This is a genomic window from Alteribacillus sp. YIM 98480, from assembly GCF_009765375.1.
GTDB lineage: Bacteria > Bacillota > Bacilli > Bacillales > Marinococcaceae > Alteribacillus.
Genome location: NZ_VTOK01000006.1, coordinates 162,175 through 181,227 on the forward strand (window position 1 = coordinate 162,175; position 19,053 = coordinate 181,227).

Sequence of the window (19,053 nt, forward strand, 5' to 3'; positions counted from 1 at the left end):
GGATAAGCCGCTTTTTCAGTACATACCGATAAGTTCATTTTTTTCTTCTTTGAAAATTCGCTTATCCATCTCTTTTAAATGTGGTGATATATATGGTTTGAAGCTCATTTGATTGAAAATATCCTTTTCTACCTCAATGCCAGGAGCGTATTCTGTTAATTCAATTCCGCCGGGTACTAGTTTAAAAACAGCTCGTTCTGTTACGTAATACACATCCTGCCCTGTTTCAAGGGCATACTCTCCGCTAAAGGTGATATGTTCCACATCTTGAAGGAACTTGTTAATTTTTCCTTCTTGCAGAATGTGAAGCGCGCCATTATTAATTTCAACGTTTAATCCACCAGCGGTAAATGTCCCGCAGTATACTACTTTTTTGGCGTTTTGTGAGATATTAATAAAACCGCCTGCTCCGGCAATTTTTGGACCAAATTTACTAACATTTACGTTTCCTTTGCGGTCTAACTGGGCTAATCCTAAAAAGGCAACGTCCAGACCGCCGCCGTCATAGAAATCAAATTGATACGGCTGATCGATAATGATGTCTGGGTTGGTAGCGGCTCCAAAGCTTAACCCCCCTGCCGGTACTCCTCCGATTGGTCCAGATTCAACGGTTAAACGCATTTCCTTTCCAATGCCTTCTTCATTTGCTACCATGGCTACCCCCTCGGGCATACCAATCCCTAAGTTTGTAATGGCATTTGGCATAAGTTCCATTGCTGAACGGCGAGCGATGACTTTTCGTTCATCGAGCGGAAGGCGGTTTAGTGATGTAATCGATGTTTTTATTTCTCCGCTGTAAGCAGGATTGTACTGTTCTCCATAGGTTTGCATATGATTTGTAGGTTCTGCTTCTACAATGGCATCTACATAAATCCCTGGTATCTTGGCCATGCGGGGGTCCAAGCTGCCGTTTTCGACGACTTTTTCTACTTGGAGAATTACTTTGCCGCCTGAATTGCGTGCAGCCTGGGCAATTGATAAAATCTCCAGCGTACCCGCTTCTTTTTCCATGGTCGCGTTGCCGTTTTCATCGGCATAGGTGCCGCGAATTAGCGCCACATCTATAGGGAAAGTTTTGTAGAACAAGTAATCCTGTCCATTAATGGAAGTCAGTTCTACCACATCTTCTTTGGTACATTCATTTAGCTTTCCGCCGTCATTACGAGGATCCACAAATGTTTTTAAGCCGACATGGGTGAAGGTGCCCGGTTTTCCGGCAGCGATATCCCGGAAAAGATGGGTGATGACCCCTTGTGGTAAATTGTAGGATTCGATCTTATTTTCAATCGCAAGTTTTTGAAGCTTAGGGGCAAGGCCCCAGTGACCACCAATCACTTTTTTCACAAGGTTTTCATGCCCGAGATGGTTTAGTCCTTTCGTCTTGCCATCTCCTTGACCTGCAGCATATACTACGGTCAAATGCTGCGGGCTCATTTCATCGAGAAACCTTTTTTCTAATGCTTTTGTTAATTCTTCAGGATGACCATTTCCGACGAATCCGCCAGTAGCAATAGTGGAACCGTCTTTAATTAACGCTGCGGCTGCTTTTGCACTCATTACTTTGCTCATGAACTCTACTCCTTTTCTATTTGTATCCGCTTTCATTAACGGTTGATTGTAGTAAAATGCAAGTGTTGTGCCAAAAATATAAGAAGTATTAGAAGGATTTAAAAGGGTAAATGGGTACTCCTTTTAAAAAAACAGCTCCACCTTTTGTTAGCTTAAGTTGACATTTTATAAGCGCTTTCAATTAAAATGTAAATTTATCTTTACAGTTATTGAAAGATGAAGAAAAGTTGTTAAGAAAATCGAACATAAAAGAACCACGTAACAGATAGCCATCTGTTTGTGGTTCTTCTTTTAAAAGGTAAGAAATTATAAATAGTTGGCGTTTTACGTGTCTAGCTCCAGCGCCCAGCCGCTCACGCGCACACGATAAAGAGGAACTTTTGCTAAAACCGCGACGTCCTGTCGCAACGCAAAAGTCAACACCTCCTGTGCAAGCCAGTTCAGCGTTGTCACAGGACGTCCTTCCACACGATGTGGTGACTTCTACGTTGCACACTCGTCGCCAAAAAAGCCACGTCCTGTGGCATTGGCAACATTAGCACATCCTATGCGTCGACGTGTGCGATTTTAGTAGAAGTTCATTAAAATAAGCTGAACGTCTTATGTCTTCCCTTTCGACTCCGGGCCGCAGGCAACCCTGCGCGAAAGCTCCAGAACCTGTCGCGGGCTCCCAGGATGGGAGTCAGTTCGGCGTTGTCACAGGACGTGACGCTCGTAGCCGAACTTCCTTCTTTTAAGGCGCTTGCACTTTTCTTATTCTAACGAATGCTTTTTTATTTTTTCGTAAAGAGCGGTGCGGCTGATGCTTAACATGGCTGCTGCTTTGCTTTTGTTTCCAGCAGCGTTTTGTATGGCTTGAGATACTGCATGTTTTTCCGCTTCATCAAGGACCGATTGCAATGGTTTCGTATTTTGTGGTGAAGTGTCTCTTAGTTTTTCAGAAAAATGTTCTGGTTCTAGAAACGAATGAGGGTCGGCAAGGTTAATAGCTCGTTCGAGAACATTTTCGAGTTCACGAATATTGCCGGGCCAATGGTATTGAAGCAATAAATATTTCGCTTTATCCGAAATGCCTTGGATGTGTTTTCTCATTTGTTCAGAAATTCTATTTAACAAGAGATTGGTTAATTTTTTAATTTCGTTTTCTCGGTCTCGCAGCGGCGGGATAGAGATAGCCACCACATTCAGTCGGTAGTATAAATCGAGGCGGAATTCTCCTTTATCGACCATCTCTTCTAGGTGTCGGTTCGTTGCAGCGATAATGCGGACATCGACGGAAGTTGTGTTGTTTGCTCCTACCTTTTCTACTTCTTTTTCCTGCAACACCCGCAAGAATTTCACCTGCATATGAAGAGGCAGCTCCCCGATTTCGTCCAAAAAGATGGTACCTCCGTCTGCCGCTTCAAATTTTCCTTTTTTACCTCCTTTTTTTGCACCGGTAAAAGATCCTTCTACGTACCCGAATAATTCTGCTTCTAACAATTCAGGCGGTATCGCCGCACAATTTACTTTTACAAAGCTGCCTGGAGCTCTTGCACTGGCGTTATGAATCGCGTGAGCAAACAGCTCTTTACCTGTCCCGCTTTCACCAAGCAGGAGAACATTCGATTCAGTTTCCGCTGCTTTTTCTGCGAGCTGTTTTGTCTGCTTCATTATGCTGCTTTCACCAACAATATGAGAAAATTGATATTTAGCCTGATGCTGTTCTTGCCATTCCCCTTTATATTGTTTTAACTCTTTTTCCATGCGCTGGATTCGTTTATACAAAGCATTGAAACCGCCAACATTTTTAAACAGCACTTTTCCGACAGCACCTGTAATATGCCCGTTTTTAATAATAGGAATCCTCGAGGCGATCATATAATCCCCTTTAATACGCTGTAAATCAGCTATTTCTGCTTTTCCGGTTTGAACCACGATGTGCATTCTCGTATTTTCAATCACTTCTGTAACATGTCGTCCTATTACGTCTTGCAGGTTTACTTCGAGAAAGTCAGCATATTCCTGGCTTAACATCGTTATGTAACCATCTTTATCTACCATAATGATTCCGTCATAAAGGTATTCATAGATTGTTTCTAAAGTTTTGCTCTTTGTCCTGATGTTTGCCAAGCAGAAGAAGTTTGATCTTTTATAAAAGTGAAAAGAAGAGCTGGCTTTTCGTCATAAATGATCTCGAATTTGGCAGCATGAAATGCAGCATCCGGCAAAGCTAACGTTATGCTTTGTTCTTTTTTCGGTTCTAAGCGTTTTAATAAACGCCATTCATTTTCTGTGAAAAGAGACTCCGCAGGCTTCTTCGTTTGGCCAAAAGTTCTCCAGTCTTCTACTATTTTATTCCAAAAGAGAGGGTGATTGTTTTTATCAGTAATTACTATCCCTTCCTGTAGATGGTTTAAAATTGCATGAAAATGATTGTTTTGTTTGGCAAAACATTCTTCTATGAAGTGGATCCATTTTTCAAACGAAAGAAAACCGATAAATTTTCCTTTTTCATCGGCTGCGGGAAGCGGTGCCCGGCACAGATCTTGAGAGCTTAAAGAAGAACGTAACGGCAGTTCGACGGCGGGGGCTGTGCAAATGTCCCCTACTGGCATTTCAGGCGATATACCTTCGACGATGGTTTCGTATAAATCTTCTTTATGTATACGGCCGGCATATTTTTCTTGTTTAGTAATAATGACAGCTTCATCTGTATTTTGTTCTTTTAATTGCCGGGCTGCTTCTTGAATCGACGTAGAAAATTTCATTTTTAAACGAGGCTGTACCGTTATTTCCTCTCGTTTTGGCAATTTCATGGCACTCAACTCCGTTTAGCAGCATGCTTTATTTTTCAGTATACCATTGGTGAAAAAAGGAAGACTGCATGGGTATGACAGTCTCCCTTAACGCGTATTAGCTCTGACGGTTGACGATTAATGCCGTTCCCTGACCGCCGCCAATACATAATGTAGCTAGTCCGCGGGCGGCGTCTCTTCGTTTCATCTCGTGCAAGAGCGTTACGAGAACTCTTGCTCCTGAAGCACCGATAGGATGACCGAGAGCAATGGCTCCTCCATTAACGTTGACACGGTCTGGATCGATCTCTAAATCTTTTAAAACCGCTAAAGATTGCGCGGCAAAAGCTTCGTTTGCTTCAATTAGGTCCATATCTCCAATGGTAAGGCCTGCTCGCTCTAATGCTTGTTTGGAAGCAGGTACCGGCCCGTAGCCCATTATTTTAGGGTCAATTGCAGCATTACCATAGGACGTAATAGAAGCAAGCGGTGTAAGCCCGAGCTCTTCTGCTTTATCCTTTGCCATGACTACAAGCATCGCACTGCCGTCATTAATACCCGAAGCATTCCCGGCTGTTACGGTGCCGTCTTTTTTAAATGCTGGTTTTAATTTTTGAAGCTTTTCTATGGTCATCCCTGGCTTTGGAAATTCATCTGTTTCAACCACAATGGGGTCCCCTTTTCGCTGAGGTATCTCTACAGGGACGATTTCTTCCTTAAAGAGGCCGGATTGTATCGCCTGTTCCGCTCGCTCTTGGCTTTTTAATGCAAAGGCATCCTGCTCTTCACGGGAAAACTCCCATTGCTCGGCAATATTTTCTGCGGTGATGCCCATATGGATGTTATGAAACGAATCCATTAAACCGTCTGTCAGCATCGTATCTATCATTTTGCCTTCCCCCATCCGTTCTCCCCAGCGTGCGCCTGGTAAAACATATGGGGCATTACTCATCGACTCTGTTCCTCCTGCTACAATCACATCGGCGTCTCCTAATGCGATAAACTGAGCGGCCATGCTGACGGTGCGAAGACCTGAACCGCACAATTTATTAATCGTCATGGCCGGTGTACTATCGGGAAGTCCGCTATGAATAGCAATTTGTCTCGCTACATTCTGGCCAAGACCTGCCGATAATATGTTTCCGACGAGCACTTCGTCAATTTCTTCTTTTGCGATACCAGCTCGTTTAATTGCAGCCTTAGCTGCTATAACGCCAAGATCTACGGCTGATTTGGAAGACAGCGCGCCGCCGAAGCTTCCGATCGGTGTTCTTGCTGCACTTACAATAACTGCTTCTCTCATGAAAAAACCTCCTGTGCTTGTTTATGGTTGATAGAGCTCTCTGTATTATCTTTGCAAAAACGGTGCCAAGTTTTTATGAAATGTAGGATGAAGTATGTTGCCATGGGAACTTGGCGGAAAGTCAAGTTTTTCTAAAAAGGTAAGGGAGTAAAAATATTTGGGCGTTTTACATGTTTAGCTCCAGCGCCTACTCGCTCGAGATTCCTTTGGTTCGTCAATGGAAAGCAAAGATAAGCTTTCCATATGCCGACCCTCCAGGACTTGTCGCTCGTGAGCAAGGCGCTTGCGCTTTTCTTATTAGATAAGAGAGTATAAATTTTGGCGTTTTTGATGTCTAGCTTCAGCGCCCAGCCGTTCAGGCGCACACGATAAAGAGGAACTTTTGCTAAAACAGCGACGTCCTGTCGCAACGCAAAAGTCAACACCTCCTGTGCAAGCCCGTTCAGCGTTGTCAGAGGACGTACTTCCACACGATGTGGTGACTTCTACGTTGCACACTCGTCGCCAAAAACGTCACGTCCTGTGGCATTGGCGACATTCGCACATCCTATGCGTCGACGTGTGCGATTTTAGTAGAAGTTCATTAAAATAAGCTGAACGTCTTATGTCTTCTCTTTCGACTCCGGGCCGCAGGCGACCCTGCGCGAAAGCTCCAGAACCTGTCGCGGGCTCCCAGGATGGGAGTCAGTTCGGCGTTGTCACAGGACGTGACGCTCGTAGCCGAACTTCCTTCTTTTAAGGCGCTTGCGCTTTTCTTAGGATGTTTAAAGTTGGTAAAGTCCTTTGTATTTTTCTTTTAGATACGTAAGTAAATGTACAGGATTTACACCTTCCCCAGTTGCATCTTCAAGAATTTCTTCTGGTTTTTTCATACGGCCGTGCTGGTGAACATTTTCAGTGAGCCACTCTTTAATAGGGGCCAATTCTCCTCTTAAACAATGATCATCAAATGTAGGTAAATCTTTGAGCATCGCGTTTTTTAACTGGGCAGCATAAATATAGCCTAATGCATAAGATGGAAAATAACCGAACGCACCAAATGACCAATGTACATCTTGGAGGACTCCTTTACTGTTATTCGGCGGAGTCACACCTAGGTATTCTTCCATTTTTTCATTCCAGACGCGCGGAAGATCTTTTACTTGAAGATCACCGCTGATCAGCGCTTTTTCCATTTCGTAGCGTAAAATAATATGAAGTGAATACGTCATTTCATCTGCTTCAATACGGATTAGAGATGGTTTCGCTTCATTGATAGCGTGATAAAAACGATCGAGAGGTACGTCATCAAATTGGCCGTTCGAATAAGATTTTAATAAATCATAGTTCCTTTCCCAGAAAGAGCGATTGCGGCCGACAAAGTTTTCATAAAATAACGACTGGGATTCATGAATGCCCATAGAAGTGCCATCGCATAGGACGGTTCCTTCTAGTGTATCTGACAGGTTTTGTTCGTAAAGAGCATGACCGCCTTCATGAATTGTGCCAAATACTGCGGTGCGAAAATCGTTTTCATCATATTTGGTTGTTACCCGCACGTCGTTTGGATTTAATCCAATCGCAAATGGATGTATCGTTTCATCAAGCCGGCCGGCTTTAAAGTCATACGTCATTTGTTCTAAAATATCTAAGCTGAATGCGCGCTGCTTTTCTTTTGGAAAAAGTTCGAACAAAAAGCTAGTATCCGGTTTGTGAAAAGAGGAAGTGACTCCTTCCACTAAGGGGATTAATCCGTTTCTCAAACGTCCGAATACGTTATCTAGCTTGTCTACAGTCATCCCTGGTTCATAGTCTTCAATCAAAGCATTATACGGATGGCCTTCATATCCCCAGTACTCAGCAAATTTTCGGTTGAAGTCTACAATTTTCTCGAGGTAAGGCTGATAGGTTTCAAAATCATCTTTTTCCTTTGCTTCTTCCCAAACCGATTCCGTTTTTGACGTTAAAACGCTGTATTCTTTAAATTCGTCTTCCGGAATTTTTTTGGAACGGTCGTATTCTTTTTTCAATTCTTTGGCAGCTTTCGTCGTAATGGAGGAAACAGTATTTTCTGCTCCGCTTTCTAACAGCGTGCCAAGGTATTCTCCGGTTTCTTCAGATGTTTTTAGTTTAAAGAGCTCAGTCGAAAGAAGCCCGAGCACTTCTGAACGCTGATCTGCTCCTTTTTTAGGAGCGCCGGTGCGCGCATCCCAATGCATGACGCCTATGGCTTGTTCGTAGGCAGATAATTTTTTCATATGTTCATGAAAAGCAGCTTCGGTTTTTTTTAGACTCACTATGATTCGCTCCTTTATATGTAGAAAATCCTGCTTCATTCAAAAACAATTTCTTGATAAATAACGATTATCCTGCTGATTTACTGTTATTTTTGAAACATTGCTGACCTCATGTTATAACATAAAACAGAGAGGAGAGATACAATGGAACTGACAATTACCCCGGCAGCAGCTCGTCATTATAAGGATGAAATGGATTTAAAAGAAGGTGAACCCCTAAGATTGTTTGTTCGAATCGGCGGAGTCGGCTCCGGTGGTTTTTCGATTGGAGTGGCAAAAGAAAAACCCGAAGCAGAGGCGTACGTGCTTCAGGAAGAAGGTGTTTCTTTTTTTGTCAATCCGCAAGATAAATGGTATTTAGACGGCATGACAATATCATACGATAAAACCATTGATTTTTTACAGTTTAAGAATCCGAAGATCTATGATGTGATCAACCCGAAATAAGGTTGAGGATTAGTTTTTTAAATGATACTCCCACGCCTGCTGGAGCCGCTCTTTTGCTTCTTCGATCGCTGTTTTCCCCTCTGGCAGACGCGCTGACTCCCCATGCGATTGGAAAGCTTTTTCTGCGTTTCCGATCGCTTTTTCTATTTGCTGCAATGAATACAGCCCTTGATCCTTTTGAAATTTCACCAACTCTATTTCCCTCCTTGAAGGTATTACTCTAAAAGAATATCCAAAACAAGAAAGGAATATGACTACTTTTTTCAGGGTCTTTTGAACGAAAAATGGACTGGCTTCTTTTCAATGATTCTTTTGTTGCTGACCTCAGATTTTAAAAGAAAAAATGCATAATAATGGGAGCTCAGGCGAAAATTATTACTACAAGCTAAAGGAGGGCATTATGTATGAATAAAGAACGTGCAAAAGAAATCTTCCACGCACCTGAAATGATCGATGTGACCCACGATGAAAGACCTGTGTATATTGAAGAGGTTATTGAAAGAAATGAAACCGCTCGGATCCACCCTATGGATCAACCTAACATTACTCAAGAAGTACCGTTGTATGAATTGAAAGAGCCTCAAAACTAACAAGTTGTATTTCTTTAGCTGTTGTTTATAATAAATCTTTTCTAAAATTGAAAAAGCCAGAGTCTCCTTATCTCTCTGGCTCCCCAATTCATATTAAGATTAGAAAAACTCGGCTTGCCGCCAAATCCAAATGGCGGAAGTCATAGTTTTGCTTATACTTTGATCCTTTATCAAAGTATTCCTAAAGTATAAAAAACTATTTACTTCGATTACCCCGTTTACTTCGTATCTCTTCTACTATATTACTTGGTAATTTTCCCATAAACCCCTTTAACTCAGTAGAGCCGGCTTCGACATTATTGGGGGATAACCTGCGTACAGCACATACACTATCACAACAGATATTAATAACGCCAGATATTACATCCAATTGTATAACCGGCGTCATTCGCGTTATAAATCCTTGGATCTCCGCATTTTCTCCTTCTAATTCACATTTAACAGTAACTACGACAAAATCATTTAAATTGATACCCGTTAAAAGGTCTGAACAAGAACAGCTTCTTTTGCTCACGTAATGGGTTCTCTCCTTTCAAAATTATCTTGTAAAGCTTAAGTTTAAACCGTTATTAATCTAGAAATCGCACAAATTTTATTACAGCATACAGTTGTTCGACCTCGATTAAGAATCCCCATCGCATCCAACTGAATCACATGGTCATTAAAATCTTGCAAAAATCCCGCCTCAACAGCTTGTAATGGCATTTCTCCTGGTTGTGCACACTTTGTAAGAACAAACACAAAATCTCCTCGTTGAACGTCTGTTAATAAATTTGTACAAGAGCAGCCTGTATTGCTCATTGACCATCCCCCTTTCTTTTTATGAATAACTAAAATATAACCCTTTCCTATTCAGGTATTAACTCTCTTATGGCACAAATGTTATCACAGCAAATGTTTATAAAATTTGGTGAATCTGGTGGTCCAATTCTTAGACGGATTGCATTTTCATTGATAATACCAACGAAATCACCTACTTCGTTTCCACAGGTGGTTCTAACCATAACAGGGTCATTCGGGTTGAAACCCGCAATTAACTCTGCACAAGGACATACTCTTACTCCCACTGTCTATTCCTCCTTTGTTTATTTGTTTATCCAACGACATTTTTAATCGTACAAATGTTGCTGCAGCAGATGTTGATAAATTGTTCTTCGCTGATGATAAGTCGAATAACGTTAGGTGCGACAACTCCCGCAAATTGCCCAGTCTCAGGTCCGCACTTTGTTTCTACCGTTACATTCTCACCGGTATTGATGCCCATCGCCAATTCAGTACAAGAACAGCCAACTTTGCCCATAAGGTTCCTCCTATGATTTTACAGCTAGCATATGTCGAAGGAAGAAGTGCGTACGAGACAAAAAACCTAGGGAAAATACGGATATTTAAAAAAACAGCAAAATGAATGTACAAAAAAATATTGAGATGAGAGTAAAAAGTAGTGGATGTAAGAAATAGAGGCAAAAGTTCCTCTCATAATTAGGCGAGATGAATGTGTGCAAATCCATACAATTTTTTTTCTATTTCTATAAAATAAACAGAGACATTTCTAATGAAAGTTAAAAACGGGAGGTCAATACATTATGGGAAGGATAGTGCCTTTGATTGGAATAATGGTATCAAACCAAAAAAGAATGCATGAAACCTTATACTATTACATCTTTAAAGACGACCTGCCCATAGAATTGTTTACTTTTACCCCAGCCGACATAAATTGGAAAAAGAAGCACATTCGGGGAATGAGGAGAAAGAAAGGTCAATGGAAGAAGCAGAAGTTCCGCTTTCCTGACGCAGTTTATAATCGCTGTTATCATAAAAACCCAAGATTAATCAGACGTTTAGAAAAGTATATAGGCAGTCGCAAATGTTTTAATCGTTATACCCGATTTGATAAATGGACCATTCATAAAATTTTATTTAAAACGGGGTTGAACAAACACTTGCCTGAAACGTGTTTATATACACCCAGTCAGCTCAATAACAGGCTGCTAAAGGAGAAAAAGGTTATTGTAAAACCTCGCTATGGCGGTTTAGGAGATGGTGTTTATGTTGTGGCATCGACAGAAAATAAGTATAAAATCTATTATAATACATGGTTAGGCGAGCAAGTCTTTCACAATCCGTTTTCATTTTATACAACTTTACATCAATTAAAAGGCAGGGAACAATACCTCATTCAAAATATGTTACGTATGAGTAAGCTGGATGGAAGAGTCATAGATATGAGAATCCTTGTACAAAAAAATAAGAATAAACAATGGACCATGACCAAAGGAGTAAGCAGGGTGGCTCACCACCATTCATTTATAACAAACTTAAGTCAAGAAATATGGGATTTAAAGGAGATTCTAACCACATTGTTTGATGATCCTTTGAAAAGATCTGTTGTTTCTCAAAATATTAAAAAGGTAAGTATAGAGATTGCTAAAACATTAGATGAAAAAATAGGATTATTAGGAGAATTAGGGATAGATCTGGCCATAGATGAAGAAGGAAAAATAGGTATCATTGAAGTAAACGGCAGGTCCCAAAAAGGGTTTTATCATCAAGTAAAGGGAAAAGATTGTGAAAATATCGAATTAATATATAGACGACCTTTAGAATATGCTTATGTTTTAGCTAAATCATAAAGTGTGAAGAAGCCTGATATATTGTACATCTCAACCAATTCATTGTTAAAAAAAGAAGCTGAACAAACAGCTCCATACTATATTATCTTCTTCTCACCTTATTTAATTAACAAACAGGGCCTCCATATTTATAAACGGTTTATATAGTAGCCATAGATATTCTCGAAATAAATGGAAAATAAAAAAGGACACGTGTCTGTGCCCTTTTACGCTTCTTATCTGTTCCGTGGTGGTCTTTTCCCCCAATACTGATAATAGTCCGTTTTTATATTGCCGTTATAAAGTTTGCGTTTTTTCGTCGCTTTTTTTCCGAAGAGGGACTCAAACTTTTCATTTGAAGTCAGAATATAAATCGACCAGCTGTCAAGCGGCCGTAAGGTGGATCCCAGTTGTTTGTAGAGCGTTTCGACAGCTTCTTTATCGCCGAGTCGTTCACCGTATGGCGGGTTGGAGACGAGACAGCCATAATCTTTTTGGGCTTTAAAGTCGGTAACTTGCATTTGTTTAAACGAAACTGCTCCATACAACCCTGCTTCCATCGCATTTTCTTCTGCGAGTTCGACCATTTTATGATCAATATCGGATCCTTGAATGTCCAGGGGCTGATCATAGTTTGCTTTGTCTTCTGCTTCTTCTCGGGCCCGGTCCCAAAGCTGCACAGGAATCCACGGCCATGCTTCAGAAACAAATTCGCGGTTAAAACCAGGAGCGATGTTTTGCCCAATGAGAGCGGCTTCGATTGGAATCGTACCGGAACCGCAAAACGGGTCTCTAAAAGGACGGTCTGGATGCCAGTTGGTAAGCTGAACCATTGCCGCAGCGAGGGTTTCTTTTAAAGGAGCCTTATTGTGTAATGGACGGTATCCTCTTTTATGCAGCCCATCCCCTGACGTGTCAATAGAAAGCACGGCTGTATCTTTATGTATGGCCACTTCTATTTTGAAAAGTGCGCCCGTTTCTTGAAACCAATCCGTGTGATAAGACTGTTTTAATCGCTCAACAATAGCTTTTTTCACAATAGACTGGCAGTCTGGAACACTGTAAAGTTTAGATTTCACGGACCGGCCTGTTACGGGGAATTCTGCATTTTCCGGCAGGAACTTTTCCCATGGCACCGATTTTGTTTGTTCAAATAATTCTTCAAAAGTTACGGCTTTAAAGGAAGCGGCTTTTACTTTAATACGATCGGCTGTACGAATCCACAAATTAGCTCTTGGGATGGCATCAAGCGGCGCAGTAAATTCTACTTTGCCGTTTTCCACGTTAACATTTTCATAGCCGAGAGCTTTTACTTCTCGGCCGACCAGGGATTCTAACCCCATCGTAGCTGTGGCGATTAATGTTACTTTATTTTCCATGCTGGAACTCCTTTGTGCTGCAAAAAATTGTTCGAGATGTTTTGCTTTTTATTTTAGTATAATTCCACTTGAAGAATCGTTTATGTATGATATCACGGCAGTCTTACAAGACGTGGTCATACTTTTTCAGTTTATCATATAACACGGATCGGCTGACACCTAATAATTTGGCTGCCTTGCTTTTGTTGCCTTTTGCTTGATGCAGTGCCTGATGAATGGCTGTTTTTTCAGCTTGTTCCAGGAGGGAATATTGATCATTGTCTTTATTAATACTTGTTCTATCTCGTCCTACTTGATTTAGGACGTAATTTGGCAAATCCTCGACTTGAATCATACCGTGTTCTGCAAAAATCATTGCGCGCTCTAATATATTTCGCAGTTCGCGTACGTTGCCGGGCCAGTGATACTCTATCATGATTTCCTGTGCGAGCGGGTCTATACCGGTAATGCTTGTTCCATTTACTTTATTTAATTGTGGAATAATGTACTGGCTTAATAAATAGATATCTTCTTTTCTCTTTCGCAGCGGTGGAATTTCAAGCGAAATTACATTTAGCCGATAGAATAAGTCTTCTCTAAATTCTCCTTTTTGAACCATTTCTTCGAGGGAACGGTGTGTCGCTGTGATAATTCGAACATCCACTTGTACCCGCTTTGTTCCGCCTACTCTGTAAAAGCCGTTTTCTTGGAGTACGCGCAGCAGTTTAGCTTGCATTAAAAAAGACATATCACCTATTTCATCAAGAAACAACGTTCCTTTATGGGCAAGATCAAATTTTCCTAACTTCCCCTTTTGTACAGCCCCTGTAAACGCGCCTTCTTCATAACCGAAAAATTCAGATTCTAGTAAGTGTTCAGGTATAGCAGCGCAATTAACCGTAATAAAAGGACCGTCTGCGCGTGCACTAACCTGATGAAGGCCGTGTGCGAACAATTCTTTGCCTGTACCGCTTTCTCCGCGAATTAAAATAGTGGAACGGCCTTTTCCCGCTTTCATACCAGCTCGCATCAATTTTTTCATTTGTGAATCGTTTGTAATAATATGATCAAAAGTATATTGGGAAGTTTCTGCTTTCTCGTTATGATCATTGGGGCGCTCTTTTTCACTATCTTCAAATCCCCTTAATCGTTGGTGAACTTCTTGAAGTTGTCTGAAAACTACTTTCCCAATCGCTCCAATAATTTGATCTTCTTGATATAAGGGTATACGGTGGACAATATAATTAATACCTTTTATCTCCTTAAAGTCACTTATGTCAGCTACCCCTGTTTTTAATGTTTTAGGTAACTCGAGATGCGGCAGTGATAATTCAATTGGTGTATTGTTTACTTCTTGATTTTTTAAATCAAATAATTCAAGCAGGGATGGACTGATAAATGTGATACGACCTGTTTCATTCACCATAACCAGCCCGTCATAAGCATTTTCAATAACAGTTTGCAGCGTACTTTTCCATTTCTTTACTGACTCTAGTTCCTGCGACATGTTTTCTAATTCGGAAATGTTTTGAAAAAGAGCGATGGCACCTTTTTTTCCGTCTTTTATATGATATTTAGTTAGACGCATCATAAGGTGATAGTCTCCGATTTTAACACGCTGGTGGCTTTCTTGTTCCATTTCTCGTACTTGTGGCAGCAGGGTGGGGAGCTTGTTATTTAATAGTTGATCTTCGGGAAGACCCATCATATCTTTTAACATTTGATTAACGAAGACAACGTGATTATTTTCATCTGTCATAAGCGCCCCGATATGAGACGTGCTGAGGATTGTTTCTAGCTGTCCTTGTAAGTAATACGATCGATTTAACAAAGCGATAACTGCATTTGTTTTTGTTAATAAACCAGTGGGCTCGCCATTTTCATTAATAACAACTCCAGTGCCGACTTCGCTATTTTCAATGCTTTGCTGCACTTCTTCAAACCCCATATTTTCATTTAATGTACCAATATCTTGTTTTATAAAAGGGCCAATTTCGGTGTTAAACTTGATTTTATTTAATAGCATTTGATAGAGAGTGCTTCTCGTAAATACACCTATTATCTTTTCATTATGGTCCACAACGGGGATTGTATCCCATTTTGAATCTTTCATAAAAGCAATCGCTTCATAAAGAGTCGTGTTAGGATAAAGGCTTTTTTCTACTGGTGTCATTATCTCTTTTAACGATATCAGTTTACATCCCCCTTTTAAGTTTGACATAGATTACCATATTCAGCCTTTTATGGAATATCCTCCGTCTACTATGATATTTTGCCCTGCAACCATTTCCATTTCTTCCTTGCAAAGGTGAATTAATAGATCAGCTACTTCTTGCTTTTGCACTGTCCGTTTTTTGGGTGATCTACTGCCAATGTAATCTAATCTTTTGTCAGCATCTGCAAATACTGAACGAAACGCTTCTGTATCCATTGCTCCAGGCGATACGGTGTTGGCGGTTATTCCGTATTTGCCCCATTCTACTGTTAAATAACGAACAATAGATTCCAAGGCAGCTTTGGCCACCCCAACACTCATGTAACTTGGAATTCCTTTAGATGAACCACTGCTTGAAATACCGAAAATACGCCCGTAGCCGTTTTGTTTCATATGGGAGAACGTTTTTTGAGAGAGAAAAAGAAGAGCCGAAGCATTAACTTGTAAACTTTTTTTCCATTGTTCTATTGATATGCTTTCAGGTTTATTGGATTTGGCGTACACCGCGTTATGAATAAGAATATCAATTCCTGGAAGTTCTTTCATCATGCGATCGATGTCTTCTTCTTTGCTTACATCGGCTTGTATAATTTCTGCTGATCCCCCGTCTTCATTTATAGCATGTTCTGTTATTTTCGCTGCTTTAAGGTCTTTATTATAATTTATAAATACTTGATAATGACAAGCGGCAAAGCGCTTAGCAATTTCTCTTCCTAACCCTTTTCCGCCGCCAGTTATTAAAACGGTTTTATTATGCAAGGTCCTACCTCCTTATTCAAATGGTGACAAGAACGGATGTGAATGTATAAATTTCAGTTTAAGAATATTGTTTTAATTCCAGTCTTCCGATGTCACGACGGTGTACTTCATCAGGACCGTCAACGAGACGCAGCGTTCGTGCATTTGCCCAATGTTCAGCCAGAGGAAAATCATCGCTCACCCCGCCGGCTCCAAAGGTTTGAATGGCTTTATCCATAACGTCGAGGCACATTTTTGGAACAGCAACTTTGATCATCGCAATTTCTTTTCGTGCTTGTTTCGCACCGACGGTATCCATCATGTAAGCTGTTTTCATGGTTAAAAGACGAGCTTGCTCAATCCCCATTCTAGCGTTGGCAATCCACTCGCGGATCACTCCTTGTTCTGCCAATGGTTTGCCAAAAGGAGTACGATCTAAAGAACGTTTGCATAATAATTCAAGTGCCCGTTCTGCTGCGCCGATGGCTCTCATACAGTGATGAACACGTCCTGGACCAAGTCTGCCCTGGGCAATAGCGAATCCTTTCCCTTCTCCCCATAAAATATTGGAAGCAGGTACTCGCACATTTTCCAGAGAGATTTCAGCGTGTCCTGTCGGTGCATGATCATAACCAAAAACAGGCAGTACCCTTTCCACTTTAAATCCAGGGGTATCAAACGGTACTAAAATCATAGATTGTTGTTCATGTCTAGCTGCGTTTGGGTCGGTTTTTCCCATGAAAATTCCGATTTTGGTGCGTCTGTCTCCACCATTTGTAATCCACCACTTGCGGCCGTTTAAAACATACTCGTCCCCATCGCGTATGATGCTTGATTGAACATTCGTAGCATCCGATGACGCTACTGCGGGTTCAGTCATTAAAAAGCTGGAACGAATTTCACCTTCAAGCAGAGGAACGAGCCATTTATCTTTTTGCTCTTTCGTACCATAATGAAGAAGCACTTCCATATTACCTGTATCTGGTGCATTGCAGTTAAACACTTCTGGTCCAATTAAAGAGCGTCCCATAATTTCACAAAGCGGGGCATACTCCACATTGGTTAATCCTTCTCCATATTCGCTATCTGGCATAAATAGATTCCAAAGCCCCGATGTTTTCGCTTTTTCCTTTAATAGTTCCATCGTTTCAGAAGCTTGAAAGCGATCACCTGATGCACTCAGCTCTTCTTCGTATTTTTTTTCATTAGGATATACATGTTCCTCCATAAATTCTGAAACCTGTTTTTGTAAATTTTTCACCTTATCCGAATGTTCGAAGTACATGTGCTTCACATCCTCCAGTTTTTGTTTAATTTATATTAATATTTATGGATAAATTCGATTGAGATGGTCGATTATTTCACTAGCGTAAGCCATCAATTATTTTATTTTCATATCATGTTCTTTAAACCGCAGCCCCATTTTATAACGGTAATACATTTGCTGCAGGACGACCGCAAACCGAAAGTGGATAAATTCAACGCTGCGGCCCGACGTTAAAGAGTACTAATAAATGAACTTCTAACGGGAAACAAAACCGTTCATATGTGTTACGGTCGGCTGTTCCGCGTGTACTGGTTCGTTTCAGACCACTCTTTTAACTTTCGTTTCATCAGCTTCCCTGTCGGTGTTTTCGGTACTTTATCAACAAACTGAATTTTTCTGATTTGTTTATAAGGGGCCAGCTGTTTTTTACAAAATGCTTGAATATCTTCTGATTTGGGGGACGTTCCCTTTTTGGGAACAATAAAGGCTTTTGGAATCTCTCCAAGTCGGTCATCTGACTCCCCGATAACAGCAGCCTCTAGAACACTTGGATGTTCATACAGTACATTTTCGAGCTCCACAGGATAAACATTATAGCCGCCAACGATGATCAAATCTTTTTTTCTGTCTAAGAGATAGACATACCCATCTTTATCGAGCCTGCCAATATCTCCTGTGTAAAGATAGCCATTCTTGATTGTTTTTTTCGTCTCTGCTTCTTTTTTCCAATATCCTTTCATGACACAATGGCCGCTAACAACAATTTCTCCTTCTTTTCCAGGGGGGAGTTCGTTGCCGTCTGAATCCATAATTTTTACATCAAGGTGAGGAAGGGGGTATCCGACGCTCTCAAATCGTCTTTCTATATCTCTTCTGTCGACTGTTATGACAGGGGAGCTTTCCGTTTGTCCATATGCTTGCAGAACTTGTGTTTCATAAGTTTTTTCAAATTTTTTACGCACTTCAAGAGGCATATGTCCTCCGCTGGTTAAACAAATATCAAGGCTGTTCATATGAAATTTCTTCTCGTTTGGAAGCGTTAAAAACATATAGTACATGGTGGGAACGCCGATAAAGAAAGAAATATGTTCGTTATGAATCGTTTCTGCAACCACTTCCAAATCGAAACGTTCAAATAATCTAAATTTTCCACCTTTCATGAAAATAAGTAACAGACCGGCCATAAGAACTAAAAGATGGGAAAGCGGTGTGACAATACAACCAAAATGGTCTTCGTTTAATTGGATCCCCTCTGCGTAAAATTCGGCATTTGTGTTTAAGTTATAATGGGTCAGCTCTACTCCCTTTGGCTGGCCGGTTGTTCCAGACGTGTATAAAATGCATGCGGTTACGTCTGGAGAAAGATCGATAGCTTCAGCTTCTTGATCCACTTCTTTTATTTTCTCAGAGACAGAGTATGTCGGCGCTTTTATCAGGCCGTTTGTATCCGTTAACATTATCATTTCCAAATGGGGAAGCTCGGAAAAAACGGACTCGACGTCGTTTGCTTTTTCAGAAGTGGTAAAGAGAATTTTCGTTTCAGAGTTTGATAAAATATATTCCGCTTCTTTTATTTTGAACATGTAATTGAGCGGTACAACGATGGCACCTAGTTTGAGAACAGCATAAAAAAGATAAATAAATTCCATGCTGTTTGGCAGCCAGACAGCGACCCGGTCGCCTTTATTTACGCCGGCATTTATCAAAAGATTTACATAAGCATTTGTCTGCTGATTAATAAATTTATAAGTATACGTATTCTCTTTATATCGCACCGCTTCTGCCGTTGGTTTTCTCCATGCTTGCCTTTCAAGTGAGAAAGCCAGGTTCATTCGTTAACCTCCTTTTGTGAAACAAGACTCGTCCGTTGGGTTTTCCTGTAACGTAAGAAGCTAGTAATTTTC

19 protein-coding genes are annotated in these 19,053 nt (G+C 40.8%); 4 read left to right on the forward strand and 15 right to left on the reverse strand.

Annotation, left to right across the window (positions count from 1 at the left end; genetic code table 11):
* Nucleotides 1–15: 15 nt before the first annotated feature.
* The 4 genes from FZF09_RS09630 to FZF09_RS09645 all read right to left on the reverse strand — a co-directional run bounded on the left by FZF09_RS09630 (nucleotide 16) and on the right by FZF09_RS09645 (nucleotide 5,649).
* Nucleotides 16–1,569 (reverse strand): acyl CoA:acetate/3-ketoacid CoA transferase, encoded by a 1,554-nt coding sequence (locus tag FZF09_RS09630; protein WP_158736377.1) that lies wholly within the window; start codon nucleotides 1,567–1,569, stop codon nucleotides 16–18.
* 753 nt (nucleotides 1,570–2,322) lie between these two features.
* Entirely contained in the window at nucleotides 2,323–3,612 is a 1,290-nt protein-coding gene (locus FZF09_RS09635) for a sigma-54 interaction domain-containing protein (protein WP_158736378.1), read from the reverse strand.
* Nucleotides 3,613–3,647: 35 nt separating this feature from the next.
* A complete protein-coding gene (locus FZF09_RS09640) occupies nucleotides 3,648–4,367 on the reverse strand; it encodes a CBS domain-containing protein (protein ID WP_158736379.1) in 720 nt (239 codons plus the stop codon).
* 97 nt (nucleotides 4,368–4,464) lie between these two features.
* Nucleotides 4,465–5,649 carry an acetyl-CoA C-acetyltransferase gene (locus FZF09_RS09645; RefSeq protein WP_158736380.1) on the reverse strand — a complete coding sequence of 395 codons (1,185 nt, stop codon included), beginning with the start codon at nucleotides 5,647–5,649 and terminating at the stop codon, nucleotides 4,465–4,467.
* Nucleotides 5,650–5,819: 170 nt separating this feature from the next.
* Here FZF09_RS09645 and FZF09_RS23030 point away from each other — a divergent pair, with 170 nt between their 5' ends.
* The gene (locus FZF09_RS23030; protein ID WP_255450463.1) at nucleotides 5,820–5,954 is read left to right on the forward strand and encodes a hypothetical protein; all 135 of its coding nucleotides are present in this window, start codon (nucleotides 5,820–5,822) and stop codon (nucleotides 5,952–5,954) included.
* A gap of 459 nt (nucleotides 5,955–6,413) precedes the next feature.
* On the opposite strand, the gene FZF09_RS09650 is transcribed toward FZF09_RS23030, so the two are convergent.
* Nucleotides 6,414–7,964, reverse strand: a complete 1,551-nt coding sequence (locus tag FZF09_RS09650) for a carboxypeptidase M32 (RefSeq protein ID WP_158736381.1) — start codon at nucleotides 7,962–7,964, stop codon at nucleotides 6,414–6,416.
* 105 nt (nucleotides 7,965–8,069) lie between these two features.
* On the opposite strand from FZF09_RS09650, the gene FZF09_RS09655 reads away from it, so the two are divergent.
* Nucleotides 8,070–8,372: a HesB/YadR/YfhF family protein gene (locus FZF09_RS09655; protein ID WP_158736382.1), complete on the forward strand. Its 303-nt coding sequence runs from the start codon at nucleotides 8,070–8,072 to the stop codon at nucleotides 8,370–8,372.
* A gap of 9 nt (nucleotides 8,373–8,381) precedes the next feature.
* On the opposite strand, the gene FZF09_RS09660 is transcribed toward FZF09_RS09655, so the two are convergent.
* Nucleotides 8,382–8,564 (reverse strand): hypothetical protein, encoded by a 183-nt coding sequence (locus tag FZF09_RS09660; protein ID WP_158736383.1) that lies wholly within the window; start codon nucleotides 8,562–8,564, stop codon nucleotides 8,382–8,384.
* A 212-nt stretch (nucleotides 8,565–8,776) separates the two neighbouring features.
* Between FZF09_RS09660 and FZF09_RS09665 the strand changes: the two genes are divergently transcribed.
* Entirely contained in the window at nucleotides 8,777–8,962 is a 186-nt protein-coding gene (locus tag FZF09_RS09665; RefSeq protein ID WP_158736384.1) for an H-type small acid-soluble spore protein, read from the forward strand.
* Between the two features lie 196 nt (nucleotides 8,963–9,158).
* Here FZF09_RS09665 and FZF09_RS09670 read toward each other — a convergent pair whose 3' ends face one another.
* Genes FZF09_RS09670 through FZF09_RS09685 form a run of 4 tightly spaced genes read right to left on the reverse strand, consistent with a single transcriptional unit; the run spans nucleotide 9,159 to nucleotide 10,262 of the window.
* Nucleotides 9,159–9,476, reverse strand: a complete 318-nt coding sequence (locus tag FZF09_RS09670) for a hypothetical protein (RefSeq protein WP_158736385.1) — start codon at nucleotides 9,474–9,476, stop codon at nucleotides 9,159–9,161.
* 44 nt (nucleotides 9,477–9,520) lie between these two features.
* The gene (locus FZF09_RS09675) at nucleotides 9,521–9,763 is read right to left on the reverse strand and encodes a hypothetical protein (protein ID WP_158736386.1); all 243 of its coding nucleotides are present in this window, start codon (nucleotides 9,761–9,763) and stop codon (nucleotides 9,521–9,523) included.
* A 47-nt stretch (nucleotides 9,764–9,810) separates the two neighbouring features.
* The gene (locus FZF09_RS09680; protein ID WP_158736387.1) at nucleotides 9,811–10,029 is read right to left on the reverse strand and encodes a hypothetical protein; all 219 of its coding nucleotides are present in this window, start codon (nucleotides 10,027–10,029) and stop codon (nucleotides 9,811–9,813) included.
* Between the two features lie 26 nt (nucleotides 10,030–10,055).
* Nucleotides 10,056–10,262: a hypothetical protein gene (locus tag FZF09_RS09685; RefSeq protein ID WP_158736388.1), complete on the reverse strand. Its 207-nt coding sequence runs from the start codon at nucleotides 10,260–10,262 to the stop codon at nucleotides 10,056–10,058.
* A gap of 283 nt (nucleotides 10,263–10,545) precedes the next feature.
* Between FZF09_RS09685 and FZF09_RS09690 the strand changes: the two genes are divergently transcribed.
* Complete coding sequence (locus tag FZF09_RS09690) at nucleotides 10,546–11,592, forward strand: YheC/YheD family endospore coat-associated protein (RefSeq protein WP_158736389.1); 1,047 nt, start codon at nucleotides 10,546–10,548, stop codon at nucleotides 11,590–11,592.
* Nucleotides 11,593–11,807: 215 nt separating this feature from the next.
* Here the strand turns inward: FZF09_RS09690 and FZF09_RS09695 are convergent, their stop codons facing one another.
* The 5 genes from FZF09_RS09695 to FZF09_RS09715 form a co-directional block, all read right to left on the reverse strand.
* Entirely contained in the window at nucleotides 11,808–12,950 is a 1,143-nt protein-coding gene (locus FZF09_RS09695; protein WP_158736390.1) for a THUMP domain-containing class I SAM-dependent RNA methyltransferase, read from the reverse strand.
* 103 nt (nucleotides 12,951–13,053) lie between these two features.
* Nucleotides 13,054–15,102, reverse strand: a complete 2,049-nt coding sequence (locus FZF09_RS09700; RefSeq protein WP_233269465.1) for a sigma-54-dependent Fis family transcriptional regulator — start codon at nucleotides 15,100–15,102, stop codon at nucleotides 13,054–13,056.
* A 60-nt stretch (nucleotides 15,103–15,162) separates the two neighbouring features.
* On the reverse strand, nucleotides 15,163–15,903 hold the full coding sequence (locus tag FZF09_RS09705) for an SDR family NAD(P)-dependent oxidoreductase (RefSeq protein ID WP_158736392.1): 741 nt from the start codon (nucleotides 15,901–15,903) through the stop codon (nucleotides 15,163–15,165).
* Nucleotides 15,904–15,961: 58 nt separating this feature from the next.
* Nucleotides 15,962–17,167, reverse strand: a complete 1,206-nt coding sequence (locus FZF09_RS09710; protein ID WP_158736393.1) for an acyl-CoA dehydrogenase family protein — start codon at nucleotides 17,165–17,167, stop codon at nucleotides 15,962–15,964.
* A gap of 266 nt (nucleotides 17,168–17,433) precedes the next feature.
* Nucleotides 17,434–18,981: a class I adenylate-forming enzyme family protein gene (locus FZF09_RS09715; protein WP_158736394.1), complete on the reverse strand. Its 1,548-nt coding sequence runs from the start codon at nucleotides 18,979–18,981 to the stop codon at nucleotides 17,434–17,436.
* Between the last annotated feature and the right edge of the window lie 72 nt (nucleotides 18,982–19,053).